General features: G+C 44.4%; 13 protein-coding genes. 9 read left to right on the plus strand and 4 right to left on the minus strand.

The window, feature by feature from the left end; translation table 11 throughout:
* Positions 1–120: 120 nt before the first annotated feature.
* Entirely contained in the window at positions 121–2,049 is a 1,929-nt protein-coding gene (locus tag DFP75_RS09790) for a methyl-accepting chemotaxis protein (RefSeq protein ID WP_110575068.1), read from the plus strand.
* Between the two features lie 48 nt (positions 2,050–2,097).
* Here the strand turns inward: DFP75_RS09790 and DFP75_RS09795 are convergent, their stop codons facing one another.
* Complete coding sequence (locus tag DFP75_RS09795) at positions 2,098–3,009, minus strand: LysR family transcriptional regulator (RefSeq protein WP_110575070.1); 912 nt, start codon at positions 3,007–3,009, stop codon at positions 2,098–2,100.
* Positions 3,010–3,115: 106 nt separating this feature from the next.
* Between DFP75_RS09795 and DFP75_RS09800 the strand changes: the two genes are divergently transcribed.
* Entirely contained in the window at positions 3,116–4,519 is a 1,404-nt protein-coding gene (locus DFP75_RS09800) for a M20 family metallopeptidase (RefSeq protein ID WP_110575072.1), read from the plus strand.
* Positions 4,520–4,661: 142 nt separating this feature from the next.
* Here DFP75_RS09800 and DFP75_RS09805 read toward each other — a convergent pair whose 3' ends face one another.
* Positions 4,662–5,960, minus strand: coding sequence for an MFS transporter (locus tag DFP75_RS09805; protein WP_110575074.1), 1,299 nt, complete (start codon positions 5,958–5,960; stop codon positions 4,662–4,664).
* Positions 5,961–6,230: 270 nt separating this feature from the next.
* Complete coding sequence (gene xseA / locus DFP75_RS09810; RefSeq protein WP_110575076.1) at positions 6,231–7,571, minus strand: exodeoxyribonuclease VII large subunit; 1,341 nt, start codon at positions 7,569–7,571, stop codon at positions 6,231–6,233.
* Positions 7,572–7,664: 93 nt separating this feature from the next.
* Here xseA and guaB point away from each other — a divergent pair, with 93 nt between their 5' ends.
* From guaB to DFP75_RS18310, 5 genes are all read left to right on the plus strand, one after another.
* Positions 7,665–9,131, plus strand: coding sequence for an IMP dehydrogenase (guaB, locus tag DFP75_RS09815; RefSeq protein ID WP_110575078.1), 1,467 nt, complete (start codon positions 7,665–7,667; stop codon positions 9,129–9,131).
* Between the two features lie 128 nt (positions 9,132–9,259).
* A complete protein-coding gene (guaA, locus tag DFP75_RS09820; protein WP_110575080.1) occupies positions 9,260–10,837 on the plus strand; it encodes a glutamine-hydrolyzing GMP synthase in 1,578 nt (525 codons plus the stop codon).
* Between the two features lie 72 nt (positions 10,838–10,909).
* Entirely contained in the window at positions 10,910–11,146 is a 237-nt protein-coding gene (locus DFP75_RS18510) for a hypothetical protein (RefSeq protein ID WP_220032631.1), read from the plus strand.
* 417 nt (positions 11,147–11,563) lie between these two features.
* Positions 11,564–13,252, plus strand: a complete 1,689-nt coding sequence (locus tag DFP75_RS09830) for a retron Ec67 family RNA-directed DNA polymerase/endonuclease (RefSeq protein ID WP_110575082.1) — start codon at positions 11,564–11,566, stop codon at positions 13,250–13,252.
* A gap of 394 nt (positions 13,253–13,646) precedes the next feature.
* A complete protein-coding gene (locus tag DFP75_RS18310) occupies positions 13,647–13,838 on the plus strand; it encodes a hypothetical protein (protein WP_146219955.1) in 192 nt (63 codons plus the stop codon).
* A gap of 117 nt (positions 13,839–13,955) precedes the next feature.
* On the opposite strand, the gene DFP75_RS09835 is transcribed toward DFP75_RS18310, so the two are convergent.
* Positions 13,956–15,068, minus strand: a complete 1,113-nt coding sequence (locus tag DFP75_RS09835; protein ID WP_110575083.1) for an FAD-dependent monooxygenase — start codon at positions 15,066–15,068, stop codon at positions 13,956–13,958.
* A 102-nt stretch (positions 15,069–15,170) separates the two neighbouring features.
* On the opposite strand from DFP75_RS09835, the gene DFP75_RS09840 reads away from it, so the two are divergent.
* Positions 15,171–16,064 (plus strand): LysR family transcriptional regulator, encoded by an 894-nt coding sequence (locus tag DFP75_RS09840; RefSeq protein WP_110575085.1) that lies wholly within the window; start codon positions 15,171–15,173, stop codon positions 16,062–16,064.
* A 315-nt stretch (positions 16,065–16,379) separates the two neighbouring features.
* A complete protein-coding gene (sfsA, locus tag DFP75_RS09845) occupies positions 16,380–17,093 on the plus strand; it encodes a DNA/RNA nuclease SfsA (protein ID WP_110575087.1) in 714 nt (237 codons plus the stop codon).
* The last annotated feature ends 380 nt before the right edge of the window (positions 17,094–17,473 follow it).

Raw genomic sequence — 17,473 nt, forward strand, 5'->3', positions numbered from 1 at the left:
GTTATCGATTATTAATAACTTTGTTATTTGCGATAAGAAAATTGTTTTGTTTTTGTCATGATTTGCGGTGTAGTATTTGACGATAAATTTACAATAAGGGTAAATAATAAGGACGTTATTATGAAGTGGCAAAGTTTATCCATCAGAAGTCGTATGTTCTCTGTTCTTGCTGTATTGCTTGTTGTGAGTTCTGTCGTTTCGGTCAGTACTCAAGCCATTTCAACACTAGACATAGAGTTAGAACAGTTAAAAAAAGAAGTGTTACCGACACACCTTAGTAACCTCGCCTCGCAAATCAGTACCGAAATTACCCCGTTAATTACCGCTTCCCATCTAATGACAAACGATAATTTTGTTGAAGATTGGGTACGTAACGGAGCGAGCCCCGATAAGCTTCCTTTTATTGAGCATAAGCTGAAGTCTGTAAAAGACATCTTGGGCAGTGATTCCACCTTCTATGTTGTAAAGGGTCCAAACGGGTTGGATTATTATGGTTATGACAAAGCGTTTTTTAAAACACCGTTAGAAGACTATCCTTACAAAGAGTTCTACCCAAATTTTTTGGCCACAGGCCATGATTATGAACTGAACTTACAGTATGAAAACGAAATGCTGTTTATTAACTATCGAAGCGATACCACGGACCCGAACACGAATAAGCCTTATTCTGTCGCAGGTTTAGGGATTAAAGCTGATAAGCTGATTGATATGGTTAAGAAGCTAAACGTAGGCCTGCAAGGGCGTGCTATGTTGGTGACAAGTGATGGGGTTATCCAAGCTAAGGGCGATTCAGCCTTTATGGAAATAGTCGATAAAAGCCAAATTTCTAGCCTGTTAAACAATAAAAATGACATGGTCATTAATGATGTGACCATTGATGGGCAGGTTTATTACCTTGGCTCTCTGTGGGTGCCTCTGTTAGATAGATTTATCATGCTTGCTGTGCCGAAACAGCAAATTATGGCGCCGATTTATTCTCAGTTACAGAATGCGTTTCTCTACTCTATCGTTTTTATTTTAATTTCTCTGCTCATTCTTCATTTTGTGATTGGCTCTTTAACACGTCCAATTGTCGCTATCGGCAAGGAAGTGCGCTATGTGTCCGATAATTTAGATCTGAGTTATCAAATTAAGAGCTCTGATAAGGCTGAAATCGGTGCCTTAGCGGAGACGGTAAACTCTCTGTTGCTGACGCTAAAAGGATCATTGCTTACGGTGAATGATGCCGTTAAGACGACAGACGGTGCAATCGAAGGATTGCACCATCAGGTCGATGAGCTTTCGCAGGCTTCGGAAGCGGAGAAGCAATCGGTAGAACAGATTTTCATTTCCACTCAAGACATCACTGAACAAAGTGCTCAGGTGAAGGATTTGGCAACAAAAGCAGGTGAGTTGTCTGATCAGAGCAACGCTGAACTTCAGCAAGCGAGCAAAGAAGTGCAAAGCAGTTTGGTTTTCTTGGAAGCTTTAGAAGTCGATATGCTGCAAAGTAAAACCAGCTTAACGGAATTGAATGACAACATTGAAAAAATAGTTTCTGTGCTGAATGTTATTAGCTCTATTTCCGAGCAAACGAACTTATTAGCGTTAAATGCAGCAATTGAAGCCGCCCGTGCAGGCGAGCATGGCCGAGGCTTCGCAGTGGTGTCTGATGAGGTGCGTATGTTGTCCCAGCGTACCAGTGAATCAACCAATGAAATTCAAAGCATTATTACCCAGCTGCGATCTGCATCCACACAAGTGACTTCACAAATGGACGTAGCGTGTGAGAAAAGCATTCAGACTTTGGATAGCCAAAAACTGGTTTCTGAAAAAGTGATGGCGCTTGATACGTTTTTACAGCAATTGTTTGATATGAACGAGCAAGTGGCAGAGCGTGCAGGAATCCAGAATGCTTCCGTTGAGGATATCAACCAGCACCTGTCAATGTTGGCGGCACAAAGTGAGCAGACAGTAGAACTCTTCCATCAAAGCCGAGCGGCAACCAATGCTATTGGCGATGAAATGAGACACCTGAAAGATAAAGTTGAGCGGTTCAAAGTGACGTAATGCAATCAGTTGAACCAAGCCAAGTTAATTGGCTTGGTTCAAGATTGCTTATGCTTGGTGCTCGTTTTGCTTTTTAAGTGACTCGGTGAGGTGAGTGAGGAAATACCTCACGATAACAGGCAGCTTTCTTCTCGACATAATTTGTACTTGTAAACTGCGCTGAGCTAACGCGGCTTCTCGCATTGGTCGTATAACCATGCCATCTCGCTTTGCCCGTCTTGCAACCGTTAACTCCCCACAGAGCGCAATGGCATCTTGGCTTTCGCTCGCAAAAGTGTAAATGGAACCTGCTGAGTCGCTAGACAGTGCTGGGATGATTTGCACCCCTTCAATATGACAAGCGATATCGAATAAGTAACTGAGCGTTGTCCCTGATCCGGATATGGCAATAGGGTATTCGGTTAATTCCCGAATACTGATGTCTTGCTGACTGGCAAGAGGATGATCTTTGGATAACAACGCGACGATTGGAGAAGGCACTTGCAACGAAACCTCAACGCCTTGCTCTGGTTGCAAATTAAAAGTAAAAGCCGCGTCGACGCTGCCTTCTCTTACCAGTTGTGTTGCTCTGCCCGAATCCACAACTTGTAAGGAAAAGCGTGCACTTGGGTATTTCAAGCGAAATTCCGCCATGATGTGAGGGATAAAGTCCCAAGCCATACCTTCTGGGCAAGCCAGCGCAATAGATTGTTGTTGGATATTACTTATGCCCCTCATTTCCGACATCACGTTTTTAAATTCCAACGTATTTCGCAATGAGTAAGTGTACAGAATATCGCCAGCAGGCGTTAAAGACATACCTCTGGCTTTACGTTCGAACAAAGACAACTGTAGCTTTTCTTCTAGTTGGGTGATTTGTCTACTGATAGCCGAAACTGCGACATGGAGTTCTTCAGAAGCTGCGGATAAGGAGCCTGTTTTCGCAACAGCATGAAAGTATTTTAACGAGATGTCATTCATAAGCTTTCTATTTTATAGAAGGTTTTGTTGTGTAATTGATAATTGTTGTAAAGCTTATTACATCTTAAGCTAAATGCCATAATAAATCTGTGTATTTGGAGAAATTATGTCTCAAGCAATGAGTCAAAATGGCCGTCAAACCGCCTTACAACAGGCTACTTCGACCCTTAAAAATGGTCGGTTTATCGAAACGTTAACGCGTCGTGTGGCGTTTGCTTCAGAAAGCCAAAATCCGGACGCCAGTGCTGAACTCATGAAATATTTAACGGATGAAATTCAGCCGACTCTTGCGAAATTAGGCTTTGAGTGTGAAATTTTTCCAAATCCTATCGAATCTTGTCCGCCGTTATTAATTGCTAAGCGTATTGAAGATGAATCGTTGCCGACGTTGTTAACGTATGGCCATGGCGATGTAACTAATGGGCAGGCCGAATTATGGCAGACGGGTACTCATCCTTGGGAATTATCACAAATCGGAGAAAAGATCTTTGGACGTGGTACAGCCGATAACAAAGGGCAGCATACGATTAACCTACTTGCGCTCGAATCAGTATTAGATGCTCGTAAAGGGAAGCTGGGTTACAACGTTAAAATACTTTTTGAGATGAGTGAAGAGGTTGGCTCTAAAGGATTAGAACGTTTTTGTGGCGAGCAAAAAGAATCGCTAAAAGCGGATTTGTTTTTGGCGTCTGATGGACCAAGATTAAATGCTCAAACACCGACTATTTTCTTGGGCTCACGCGGTGTTTGTCAGTTTCGATTACGTTGTGAAACAGGGAATGGGGCGCGCCACTCTGGCAACTGGGGCGGCGTTATTACCAATCCTGTGACACGTTTGCAGCACGCGCTAGCTAGTTTAACGACAGCGGATGGACGAGTCACCGCTGAGTGCCTTCGAGCCCCGTTACCAAGTGGCGTCACTGCCGAGATGATGCAAGCGTTACCCGTTGGTGGTTATGCTGGCGACCCAACATTGAATGATCAATGGGGGGAGAAAGAACTGACTGTCGGTGAGCGATTGTTTGGTTGCAACACGTTAGAGGTGATTGCTATTGGCGCTGGTGATATCAAAAAGCCCATTGGTGCCATTCCCGATGTGGCGGAAGCGGTGTGTCATTTGCGTATCGTGCCTGGTACAGATTGGCAAAACCTAGTCGCTAATTTGTCTTCTTTCTTAGAGGAGCAAGGCTTGGGAGACGTGAAAGTCGTTTACGAAGGTGGCTATAACGCAACTCGCTTAGATCCAGCTCACCCTTGGGTTGGGTTTGTTAAGAGCTCGATGGAAGCGTCTCTGGAACAGAAAGTAACGGTTTTACCTAATTTAGGCGGTACGATTCCCAACCATTGTTTTGCAGATGTGTTGGCCTTGCCGACGGTATGGATGCCGCACTCTTATCCGTCTTGTAAGCAGCACGCGCCCGATGAGCATTTGTTGGAAAGTGTTGTTGAGCAAGGTTTAGCCGCTGCGGCAGGTTTGTTCTGGGATCTGGGTGAACAGTGGCCAGAGTAAACATCTTGGTGTGTATTTAGATAATGTGTATTTAAAACGGTGGCCCATTTGGGCCACCGTTTTTATTTGTCGCAAAATCCAAATGTAAGGCAAAAAAAACGCCACGTTAACGTGGCGTTAGAAAGCAATATGCGTCAGATCTCTAGTTGATCTTGAAGTGTTTACGTATGCCATACAGAGCAAGTAGGCTGACGAAACTGGTTAATAATAAGTAATAGCTTGGCGCCAGTTGGTCACCTGTTGCGCTGATAGACCAGACAAGTAAGAAAGGCGTGAAGCTGCCAAAAAGAGTCGTACTGATGTTGTAGCTCAACGCCATGCCTGTTGCTCTGACTCGTGTAGGGAACATTTCCGACATCAAGGCTGGTAGGCCACCAAAATACATGGATTTCAGTACACTTAGCCAAAAAAGAACGCAGGCAAGCATGATTAATGTTGGGTGATTAGACAGTATGAAAAATGCTGGCCAAACCGTTATAAAGAAGAGTATGCCTGCCGCAATCATAAGGCGAGTGCGTCCAATACGATCGGATAAAATGCCAACGAAAGGTGTCAGGAACATAAGCACGGTGTAGCTGATAAGGGTGCCGCCGTAACCGATGGAATTGCTTAAGCCAAGGTATTTTGTGGCATAAGTCGGCATGAAAATAATGGAGTAAGTGACTGAGGTCGACAGTATCATGGCACCGATATTAAATAGAATGCCCAATTTGTTATTCGCAAACAATTCTATTAATGGCACTTTCTCTTCTTTTGATGTGGTGAACTCACCCGCTTCTTCAATATGTCGACGAATGTATAAACCAACCGGGCCGATTAGTAGGCCAAAGAAGAAGGGAATGCGCCAGCCCCAGCTTTCCAGTTGATCAGTGGTTAACGTAGTCGTTAGTAGTAGACCAAATCCTGCACCTAATAAACCGCTAAGCCCTTGGCTGGCAAACATAAAGCTGGATATAAAGCCTTTGCGTTCAGGGTAATGTTCGACCAGCATGGCTGTTGCACTACCAAACTCTCCCCCCGCCGAGAAGCCTTGTAGAAGTCGAGCAAGCAAAATGCCTAATGGTGCAAGTAGTCCAATAGTTTCATAGGTTGGCATTACTGCAATTAAAAAGGTTCCGGCCATCATTAGCCAGATTGTTAGTAACATGGCTGCTTTACGGCCTATCTTGTCCGCGTAGCTACCAATAACGATCGCGCCAATTGGGCGAATAAGGTAAGACATGGCGAAAGTGAAAAGCGCCAGCATGAGTGACAAGGTTTCGTTGTCAGTAGGAAAGAATAGTTTTGAAATAGTACGAGCAAAAAATGCGTAGACGATTAGATCGAACCATTCCAATGCGTTGCCAACGGAAGAGGCAACAATGAGTTTTAATAATTTTTTGTCTGTTGGCTTTTGGGTGGTTGAGGCCTGTCCGCTCCCGACGTGGTAAGTGTCCGACATTTATGTCACTCCATTATAATATTTTATATATTGCTAGTTAGTCTTCAATCGATACTAGGGAATGAAAAGTGTTTGCACAATTATTCATTTATTAAAACTTCTTTGCTTTTATTAGAAACCTAGAGTGTCCATTTTGGGGCATTAGAAAAGGCGGTAAGCGTCTTTATCTGCCTATTTCGGATGTTTATTGTTTTGTGTATTTTGCCAAAGATAGCAGCGGTACGATAAGCGAGCGCACTAGAAAACGTACGCTCGCTTAATAGTGCGGCTCTAATGCTCTGTTACATCGCAGGCAATGGTGCCGTCTTGAACCCTGACGGAAATAGCGTCTCCTTTTTTAACATCCTTAACGGAACGAATTACTTGTTCGTCTTTAGAAGCAATGGCGTAGCCTCTGGCTAAGGTGTTGAGCGGGCTAACGAGGTTGAGCTTGTCGATAATACGAGCAAAGGCGGTTTGTTTGTTGGTGAGGGTGTTGCTTAATGCGCGAGCAAGTCGAGCGTCTATGTCTTTGAGCTTTTGTCTGTCTTGATCAATGCGACGAATGGGGCTGTTTCGTTCCAGTCGATGCGCCAAATTCGCAGTTTGGGTTTGTTGCTCTAATACTTTGCGTTGCATGCTGTGTTGCAAACGGCGTTTTAGTTGATCAAGCTGGTTTTGTTGTTGCTCAATGCGTTCTTTTGGGTGACGAATGCGCTTGATCATAAAGTCGAGCTGTTGCTGGCTTTGCTCGAGAATGCGCGACATGCGTCGAACCAGTTGCTTTTCTTGCTGCTCGATTTGACGAATCAGCTGATTGCGATCAGGGCTCAAAAGCTCCGCGGCCGCCGTTGGTGTGGCGGCGCGAACATCAGCGACAAAGTCCGCAATGGTGAAATCTGTCTCATGGCCCACCGCTGACACAATCGGCGTTTGGGCGGCAAAAATAGCGTGTGCCAAGGCTTCGTCATTGAAGCACCATAAATCTTCCAGTGAACCACCACCGCGACCTAGAATAATGGCATCAAAGTGCCCGCTTCCATCGGCCCGCTGTAGTTGTCTTAAAATGTTTTTAGACGCGTCTTGACCTTGCACTAAAGAGGGCAGAATGGTGAGTTCGGTTAACGGGAAACGCCTGCGAAAGGCGATGATCATATCGCGAACCGCGGCACCGACCGGTGAGGTGATGATCGCAACACGTTCTGGTTTGGTCGGTAGTGGTTTTTTGTGTTCTGCCGCAAACAGACCTTGAGCTTGTAAATTGTTTTTTAGCCGCTCAAATGCTTGTTGCAGCGCACCTTCGCCTGCTGATTCCATGCTTTCGACACTAAGCTGACAATCGCCCCTTGGGCCATAAAAAGTGACGCGGGCACGCAGACGAACCATGTCTCCATCTTTGGGTTTGAAGCGAACCGCCGCATTCTTGCCTTTAAACATGGCGCAGCGAATTTGAGCTCTGTCGTCTTTGAGAGAAAAGTACCAATGACCCGAGCCAGGTTTGGCCAAATTAGAGATTTCGCCTTCGACTAAAATCCACGGCAAGCTGGCTTCAAGTAGTTGTTGTATCTGTCTATTTAGCTGCGATACGGTAAAAGCAGTTTCTTGTGACGCAGAAGTTGTAAAATTTTTCATCAATCTCTCGTGGTTTTGATTTACCCAATGCAACTAAAGGAGTAGAATTACTTGCCATCTTAACACCCTTGTTGGCATTGGAAACTCCCCATTATGTTACGAATTATTCAAGAAGCTTTAACGTTTGACGACGTACTGCTTGTCCCCGGCTATTCCGAAGTTCTTCCTAAGGATGTTAGCCTCAAAACGAAAATCACTAAAGACATTGAGCTAAATATTCCGCTTACGTCTTCAGCGATGGATACGGTTACCGAACATCGCATGGCGATTGCTTTGGCTCAAGAAGGTGGCATTGGCATTGTGCACAAAAACTTGACCATTGAAGAGCAAGCACGTGAAGTGCGCCGTGTGAAAAAGTTCGAGAGTGGCATCGTTCGTGATCTTGTTACTATTAATCCTGACGCCAGCGTTCAAGACCTTATGGATTTGACTGCGGCGAATAGCATCTCAAGTGTGCCTGTTGTTGAAGGTACTGACTTGGTTGGTATTGTAACAAGCCGTGATGTGCGCTTTGTGAAAGACTTCGATAAAAAAGTCTCTGACATTATGACACCAAAAGATCGTCTTGTGACGGCGCTTGAAGGTGCTTCATCTGGTTCTATCCGCAAATTGCTACATGAAAATCGCATTGAGAAAGTGCTGATTGTTAATGAGCAGTTTGAATTGCGCGGTATGGTCACAGTGACTGACTTTAATAAAGCCACGACGTTCCCAAATGCATGTAAAGATGAACATGGTCGTTTGCGTGTTGGTGCGGCTGTTGGTACTGGTGCAGATACAGGCGATCGAGTGAAAGCTTTGTCTGATGCTGGCGTTGATATCATTGTTGTTGATACGGCGCATGGCCATTCCAAAGGCGTTATTGATCGCGTTCGTTGGGTAAAAGAAAACTTCCCTCACATCCAAGTTATTGGCGGTAATATCGCAACAGCGGAAGCGGCAATTGCGCTAGCGGATGCCGGTGCGGATGGTGTGAAAGTGGGTATCGGTCCTGGTTCTATCTGTACAACGCGTATCGTTTCTGGTGTGGGTGTTCCTCAAATCAGTGCGGTGGCGAATGTTGCTGAAGTAATGAATCCACGTGGTATTCCTGTTATCGCTGATGGCGGCGTACGTTTTTCTGGCGATATCAGTAAAGCGATTGCAGCTGGCGCGAGCGTTATCATGGTTGGTGGTTTGCTTGCTGGTACTGATGAAGCACCAGGTGAAGTTGTCTTGTTTCAAGGTCGTGCTTATAAAGCCTACCGAGGCATGGGTTCATTGGGTGCAATGTCCCAAGCGCAAGGCTCTAGTGACCGTTACTTCCAAGACTCAAGCAGTGTTGAGAAATTGGTTCCAGAAGGCATTGAAGGCCGTGTACCTTCTAAAGGCCCAATGGTGGCAGTGGTTCATCAACTTATGGGTGGGGTTCGCTCTTCCATGGGTTACACAGGCTCGGCTGATATTGAAACCATGCGTACCAAAACGCAGTTTTCTAAAATTACCGGTGCAGGTATGCGTGAAAGCCACGTCCATGATGTGACTATCACTCAAGAGGCACCAAATTATCACGTCGGTTAAGGCGGGATAAGTTGAAACCGAGATGGGGCGTTTAAGACGCCCCATCTTTATTTACTGCTCTTACTATTTTATTGATTACTTCTACGATAAGCCTGGTTCTTTGAGTAGAGTGAAAGGAATGGCTAATAATGTCGCAAGATATCCACGCTCATAAAATTCTTATTCTTGATTTCGGTTCTCAGTACACTCAGCTGATTGCACGTCGCGTTCGTGAAATCGGTGTTTACTGTGAAGTTCGTGCTTTCGATATGGAAGATCAAGAAGTTATCGACTTCGATCCAAAAGGCATCATCCTTGCTGGTGGTCCTGAATCCGTTCCAGAGCCTGGATCTCCTCGTGCGCCAGAAGCTGTATTTACATTGGGCGTGCCGGTATTTGGTATTTGTTACGGTATGCAAACCATGGCAGAGCAGTTGGGCGGTAAAGTTCAAGGTTCTGAAATTCGTGAGTTTGGTTATGCTCAAATTCGTAAGCATGAAGGCCCAGCCTTGTTCGATGAGATTCAAGATCACATTGCAAACAATGGCGTTGCTTTGCTTGACGTTTGGATGAGTCACGGCGACAAAGTTATTGAAATGCCAGAAGATTTTACCTTGATGGCGTCAACTGACAGCTGCCCAATTGCGGCGATGGCGAACGAAGCGAAGAAATTTTACGGTGTACAATTTCACCCAGAAGTAACGCATACGTTACAAGGTGGCCGTATTCTGTCTCGCTTTATTGTTGATATTTGTGGTTGTGATACCTTGTGGACTCCTGCCAACATCGCGCAAGACGCTATTGAGCGTATGCAAGAACAAGTGGGCAACAAGAAAGTCCTTCTTGCTCTTTCCGGTGGTGTAGATTCCTCTGTTGTGGCGGCATTGCTTCACAAAGCCATCGGCGACCAACTGACTTGCGTATTCGTAGACAACGGCTTGCTTCGTCTGAACGAAGGCGACCAAGTGATGAAAATGTTCGCTGACAATATGGGTGTTAATGTCATCCGTGTTGATGCTGAAGACCTATTCCTAGGTAAACTACACGGTGAATCGGACCCAGAGAAGAAACGTAAGATCATCGGTAACACCTTTATCGAAGTGTTCGACCAAGAAGCGGCGACACTGACAGAAGTTGAATTCCTTGCACAAGGTACGATCTACCCAGACGTTATCGAATCTGCAGCGTCGAAGACAGGTAAAGCGCACGTTATCAAATCTCACCACAACGTGGGCGGTCTTCCAGAAGACATGAAGATGCAGCTGGTTGAACCACTGCGCGAACTGTTCAAAGACGAAGTGCGTAAACTGGGTCTAGAGCTAGGTCTTCCTTACGACATGGTTTACCGTCACCCATTCCCAGGACCAGGTCTAGGTGTTCGTATCCTTGGCGAAGTGAAGAAAGAGTACGCCGACATCCTACGTCGTGCAGACGCTATCTTCATCGAAGAGTTACGCAACGCTGGCTGGTACGAAAAAACAAGCCAAGCATTCGCTGTATTCCTACCGGTTAAATCTGTTGGTGTAGTAGGCGATGGCCGCCGTTACGAATACGTGGTTGCGCTACGTGCCGTAGAAACCATCGATTTCATGACAGCGCGTTGGGCTCACCTACCGTACGAACTGCTAGAAAAAGTGTCTGGTCGCATCATCAACGAGATCGAACACATCTCCCGCGTGACTTACGACGTATCGTCTAAGCCTCCTGCTACCATCGAGTGGGAATAATTCAGCGTTAGGTAACACCTTGCACTGAACAGCAATAAACACTCCGAAGCCCGCTATCTAGCGGGCTTTTTTGTGTCTGGCGGCCAAACCGCCGGTGGCCGTTTGGCTTCATCTATCCGCGAAAGCATGGACTCAGGCGATGACTCGATGGGACACCAAGAAGGGGATGGCTCCAGCGATGAACAATCACCATCTTTTGATAGTGACTCCCTAGGCGGCCAAGAAGGCTGGATAAATCAAAGCGGTGGCTTTAGTGAACTATCTGAATCAGACCAGGAAGAAGCCCGCCAAGCCCACGCCGACTGGTAAGAGCGTGATCCAGAGAAACACACTTTTGATGTAGAGGATTACGTCGACTACGCCCAAGAGAAGCAAAGGGAACGGAACGAAGAGATAGCGAGTTTTGTGGGGAAGAACTCAATTATGTAACTAGAAAGGGGTTAACTACTAAGATTAGAAGCCATCCTGCAGTTTTATTCGCGCGTTTATTTAGAGGTTCGGGAGGGACTACCAGGTATATTGAACAACTTGAATGTAATATCGTCGCAATGTAGTATGAAATCGGCTCACATGCAGATTTGCTGGTTGCGTTTCGCAACCTGTGACAACATGGTCCAAGTGACTCGCCTTCTAGGATGCTACATTGCGTTCTTGAATTACTCGCTAGCGGCGCGTAAGAGTGCATGTGAGCTACTTCTTTAGCTCTAATTATAAAAAGAGAGTAGTGTGATTCATAGAAGAAACTATTTACTACTTAAGCAAACTAAAACGAAACCTGAATTAGCCGAGATATTGGGTGTTTCAGCTGCTTTTCTTACCAGAACCTTGTACAAACCTGGCGTACAATCACACGTAAATTCGCACTATCATCAATTTGATGTCGCCAAGAAATCGGGTGGTGTCAGAACAATCAGTGCACCATCAGATGAATTGAAAGACCTTCAGCGTAAATTGTCTGATTTATTATTGGATTGCAAAAGTGTTATTCATCTTGATAACAAAGTTGAATGTTCTCTTTCTCATGGCTTTGAGCGAGAAAGGTCTATCATAACGAATGCGCGTATCCATCGTGGTAAAAAAAATGTATTAAATTTAGATTTGGCAGATTTTTTTGGAAGCTTCAACTTTGGTAGGGTACGCGGGTATTTTATTTCTAATAGAGATTTCAAATTAGACCCCCATATAGCAACGGTTATAGCTCAAATAGCATGTTATGAAAACCGTCTGCCACAAGGAAGCCCATGCTCTCCAGTTATTGCGAATCTTATAACCAATAGCTTGGACATAAAACTTTCAAAATTAGCTAAAAGAAATGGCTGCTCATATACGAGATATGCTGATGATATAACTTTTTCGACTAGGAAGAAGATATTTCCTACAGCTATTCTGAAAGACGCTGAAAATGTAATATTGGGCTCAAAATTGCTTGGCGAGATAAGACGAGCAGGTTTTTCTGTAAACCCTAAAAAAACAAGACTGCAATTTAAAGACTCAAGACAGGAAGCAACAGGCTTAGTTATTAATAAAAAAGTCAGCGTTAAGTCAGAATATTGGCGATTAACTAGGGCTATGGCTAACTCTCTATTCAAAACAGGAAAATTTCTGATTGCCGAACAAGATGGCTCATACAGAGAAGGAAAGCTATCAGAGCTAGAAGGGCGATTAACTTTTATTGATTCTATTGATTTCTATAACAATATAGAAGAAAAGAAAAAACCAGAGCCAAAATCTGAGCCTAAGATACACAATGGAATTAATAAGTTTCGTGGGAAGTTGAACTCAAGAGAGAAAGTTTATGCGGAGTTTTTGCAATACAAGCACTTCTTCGCAAATGAGTATCCAACAATATTGACTGAAGGTAAAACAGATAAATCAGATTATTCGCCGAAGTTAAAGTTCCCAGATTTAAATCGTAAAACAATGTACTTTCTCGATATAGGTGATGGAGCAACACCTTTTGTTAGGTTTGTCCAAAGGTATGCTGATGATTTAAAGCGCTTTGAAAACAAGAAAGCCAAGAACCCAGTCATTCTAGTGCTTGATAATGATACTGGCCCTAAAGATTTATTGAAACACTTAGTGAATAAAGTTAAGTCATGTCCCAACGATATGGGTACACTAAAAAGTAGTGGTTTTATTCATTTGTTCCATAACCTGTATCTTATTTTGACTCCTTTAAATGCTGGCGGAAAAGATTCAGCAATGGAAGACTTATTTGATGCAGCAACTATCGGAACTGTAATTGATGGGAAAACATTCTCAACAGCTGATCATATTGACATAAGCAAACATTACGGAAAACATATCTTTTCTACTAAGGTTGTTCGCTCAAACAAAGCAAAAATCAACTTTGATAAATTCAAGTACATCTTTGACGAGATTGAGAAAGTTAAACTACATTATAAAAAATTGTAATATCGATCTAGCTGATGGATATCTAGTTAATTTCGATTTTTGCTAGCATGCATCATCCTGATGATCCGAATGATAAATGCTATGATTTAAAGAAAGAGCTTTGCGATATTCTGAGTTAAACAATTACGTTGATGTTGTGGCTTCACCAATCTAGATACAGATCACTGTAATTGCGTATAAGAAGTCTTGTATTTGGAGTACGCTGAAAAGGTTAAGGTAATATCGTATCAATATCAAAGTGATGTGAGTGTCTGCTTACTTAGTTCTTGAAACGTGTATCGTAGGCGCAACGCTTTCTAAAGAAACTTGCCATCGCTACCTTAAGAGGGAAGGAGGCTGGTGTTTTACAGGCCGGATGAACTAATTGACAGTGGAATTAAGCTGGAGAAGTGAGGTGGATAGAATTATATTGGGGCTGCGAATGCTTACTGCTGAAGAAAAGCAAGAACTCCGCCGAGACATGGCTGAGTCCTCTGCTTGGGCGCGTGCCGAGCTGAAGCGTCGCCGGGAAGAAAAGGCCAAACAGAACGCTGAACATGGTACTAATAATGGTACTACGACAGAGCCAAGCCCCAAACAGCCGTAGTTAAAGGGCTTGCGGCCCTCATTGACCATCGAGTGGGAATAATTCAGTTAGGCACGCTTTAACTGAATAAACAGAAACACCTAAAAACCCGCCTCGTCGAAGCGGGTTTTTTTGTCTTTAGTGATTACTACCCAGCCCTTCCATATAGAGTTTACTCAATTGCTCAGTAGAAATTCCCTGTAAGGTTTGTGTCGCGGATGGCGGTTGATGAAATATTTGCTGGGCGACTTGTCGGCCAATATGTTGCGCGCTGGAGGTTTTGTGAATGCGAGTGCTGTAGAACTCTGACAGCAGGCTATCGAGTGGTTGGTGTTGTTTAAGTAGTTGGGACAAATGCCAAGCGTCTTCAAGGGCTTGGCTGGCGCCTTGTCCTGATGTGGGCAGAGGCGCGTGGGCGGCATCGCCGATAATGATTAGGTTGTCTTTATGCCAATAAGGGAGTGGGTCGAGGTCGTGAACAAAAAGGCGTTTTACGCTGTTGGGATCATAATTTTCAAGTACGTGTTGAACCTTGCCAGACCAATGTTGAAAGCGTTGGTGCATTTCGTCAAACCAGCTTTTTAAGGTCTTGGATTCATCCATGTCACACAGCCATGCGGCGGCCCAGTAGCCTTCCTTTTGTGTGACAGGGACGATACCAAAGCGTTCGCCATTGTCGCGGTATTCGTGAATGCTTTGATCGTGATCCATTGCACATAGACCAATGATGTTGATAAAGCCCTGATACGTCGGTTGTATTGTGTTGCCGTACAGATATTGACGAGCAGGCGAGTGCATTCGTCCATCGGCCCCTACCACCAGATCGAATTGTTGCTGTAATCGAGGCATGTCTTGGCTTGTTAAGGCTTGGTTGAAGATGACGGTAGCGTTTAGCGGTTGCAGTGCGTCTGCCAGAAGTTGGATGAGATCGCGACGAAGTAGATTGACTGTCGGGAATCCACAGGCCGCGTTTAAGGCTGCTATATCAAATTCGTTTTGCTGCTCACCTTGGCGGTTACATTGGCGCATGTAACTGGGTCGTCCGCCTGTTTTGAGCACCTTATTCATTAATCCCAGTTGTTGAATGACAAAATTGGCATTGGGCCACAGGGTCACGCCAGCACCGATTGAGGAGAAGTGTTTGCCTCGTTCGTATAGGGTGACTTTAATGCCTTGTTTTCTGGCAAAAATAGCTAAGGCTAATCCGGCGACGCCAGCCCCAATAATGGCCATATTTTTAACGTTGTTCATCTTGATTGTCTCCCTTGTCAATGATGAGACGATTATTTCAAGTCAAAGTAATGGGATAAATGTGCTATTTTTGGTTTATTTATCCCGTTGAGTGAGACAGTTGTGCTGGAAAATATTGAATTACAGTGGTTGCTGAGCTTTCAGAAAGTTTATGAACAGTTGAGTTTTAAGCGCGCGGCTGAGTTACGGCAGATGCCTAAGTCGAATGTGAGTCGCCATGTTGCATTGCTGGAGCAGGCGCTGAATGTTCGCTTGCTCGAACGTACCACAAGGAAAATGATCGCTACCGAAGCAGGGGAGCGGCTGTACCACAATATCACTCCGCTGCTTATGGTGATGGGGGATGTGCTGCAAGAAGTTCATCAGGATGGTGATACCATTTCTGGGCATTTAAAAATCATCACGCCTGATTTGCCTTTTATGGCGGAAGCGGTGGCAGCGTTTTGTCACCAACACCCTAAGGTTCAGCTCAGCTGCGATACGCAACTGAATCCTGAAGAGGGTTTGCTCGAAGGCTTTGATGTGGTGATACGCTTTGGTCGAGGCCTTATGGAAGATTCCGGTTGGGTGGCGAGAGAGCTGGTACGCTGGCCAAGCTGTGTGGTGGTGTCTCCTAGTTTATTGAAACAACATACGAAACCTAATTCCATTGCGCAGCTGAGTTCGCTCCCTTGTATCACCAGTTTGTCGGTATTGCAGGGCATGCCTTGGCGGTTTAAGAATGCTGGGGCTGTTAATGTGTCCTCTTGTTATAAGGTGAATAGTGGGCAGATGGCTAAAGCCGCAGCGGTGAGAGGTTTAGGTTTTGCCATATTACCTTGGGAAGCTTGCCGTGCAGAATTAGAGGAAGGTACGCTGATTAAAATCGAGTTGTCGGAAGATGAGCCAGACGATTTGGTCTTGCATGCACTGTACTCGGGGCGTAAATACCCATTGGCAAAAGTGAAAGCCTTTCTTACCTACCTTCAAACCATAATTGAGCAGCATTACCCTTAAATTTGTTGGCTCTAGAAAATATACCCTCATACCGAATACTTCGACGTTTCCATGGTTATGGAAAAAGTGTTGATGAATTTAGAGAGAGAAATACGGTTTGATGTCGACAGATGTATGGTTTTGTTAGAGGTGGTTTCTGCGATTGAATTAATAGAGAAACAGCCAAACACATTGAGAGGGAAGTGATTCGGCTCCCTGATCCATAGTTTATTACTTTGAGTATGGTTAAATAGAGCGGCTGTTTGTTCTCTTTATAGGAGAGTGAAGAGCTGTTTTTGTTTGTATGGAATCTCGAAGAAGTTTTGGAGTAGTAGTTTGAAATTTCCAATCCCCTTAATAGAAGGGAAATTAATTAAGCGTTATAAGCGCTTTTTGTCTGATATTGAATTGGCGAGTGGCGAAGTAGTCGTTGCTCATTGCCCGAATACGGGATCAATGAAGCGTTGCCAACAAGATAATGCCCGTGTGTGGCTATCCAAAAGCGATAACCCAAAGCGTAAGTTGGCGTATACGTGGGAGCTGGTGGAAGTCGATGATCAATATTTAGCCTGCATTAATACAGGTTATCCAAACAAGTTAGTTGGCGAAGCCATTGCTAATGGTGTAGTGACAGAGCTTGTTGGCTATGCAGAACAGAAGGCTGAAGTGAAGTACGGCGAGAAGAGCCGTATTGATTGGCTGCTTACTGGTAGCGATGGCCGTAAGTGTTATGTTGAAGTGAAAAACGTTACCTTATTAGAAGACGATGGATTTGGGTACTTTCCGGATGCGGTGACGGATCGTGGGCGTAAGCATTTATATGAACTAGCTAAGATGGTTGAAGAGGGTCATCGTGCAGTGATGTTTTTTTGTGTGAGTCACACAGGGATAAATTCTGTTACGCCTGCTGTTCATATTGATAAAAAGTATGCACAGGCTTTTATTGAAGTAGTGGGCAAAGGAGTAGAAGTTGTTGCTTACCAAGTGGCAATTGACCCCCAAGAGATGAAAGTGGTACGTTCGGTCCCCGTAATAATGCCTGAATTGTGAGATTAATGGGCTTATATGGGTAATTTTTGGTTGTTTTATAACCAGTAAAGTGCTTTTTGGATGGCTTCATGAACAAATGCGCTTTTATTTAAAATAAATTGAAAGAAAATGCTAAAAAAGGGTTGCACAAAATCTGTAGATCCTTAATATACGCCCTCGCTGACACGGACAAGGCTTCAGAGCAACGAAGACCAAGTTCAACTAACTAAATGCGATTTGGTTAACGATTCAAGTCGGCACGCTCTTTAAAATAGATAGTCAGATAATTTGTGTGGGCGCTCGCTGGAGGCTTCAGAAGATCCTTTTAGGATCAAAAAAATTGAAGTCTTGCGAAACGTCTAACACGTCAATTCGCTTTATGTTGGCTTATTGTTTTTAGG

It is taken from the genome of Marinomonas alcarazii, assembly GCF_003208215.1.
In the GTDB taxonomy this organism is placed as follows: domain Bacteria; phylum Pseudomonadota; class Gammaproteobacteria; order Pseudomonadales; family Marinomonadaceae; genus Marinomonas; species Marinomonas alcarazii.

What these genes read in the sequence shown, in the direction of transcription:
- DFP75_RS09800 (WP_110575072.1), top strand. Translation starts at nt 3,116, where the DNA reads ATGTCTCAAGCAATGAGTCAAAATGGCCGTCAAACCGCCTTACAACAG.
- DFP75_RS09795 (WP_110575070.1), bottom strand. Translation starts at nt 3,009, where the DNA reads ATGAATGACATCTCGTTAAAATACTTTCATGCTGTTGCGAAAACAGGC.
- DFP75_RS09835 (WP_110575083.1), bottom strand. Translation starts at nt 15,068, where the DNA reads ATGAACAACGTTAAAAATATGGCCATTATTGGGGCTGGCGTCGCCGGA.
- guaB (WP_110575078.1), top strand. Translation starts at nt 7,665, where the DNA reads ATGTTACGAATTATTCAAGAAGCTTTAACGTTTGACGACGTACTGCTT.
- guaA (WP_110575080.1), top strand. Translation starts at nt 9,260, where the DNA reads ATGTCGCAAGATATCCACGCTCATAAAATTCTTATTCTTGATTTCGGT.
- xseA (WP_110575076.1), bottom strand. Translation starts at nt 7,571, where the DNA reads ATGAAAAATTTTACAACTTCTGCGTCACAAGAAACTGCTTTTACCGTA.
- DFP75_RS09790 (WP_110575068.1), top strand. Translation starts at nt 121, where the DNA reads ATGAAGTGGCAAAGTTTATCCATCAGAAGTCGTATGTTCTCTGTTCTT.
- DFP75_RS09805 (WP_110575074.1), bottom strand. Translation starts at nt 5,960, where the DNA reads ATGTCGGACACTTACCACGTCGGGAGCGGACAGGCCTCAACCACCCAA.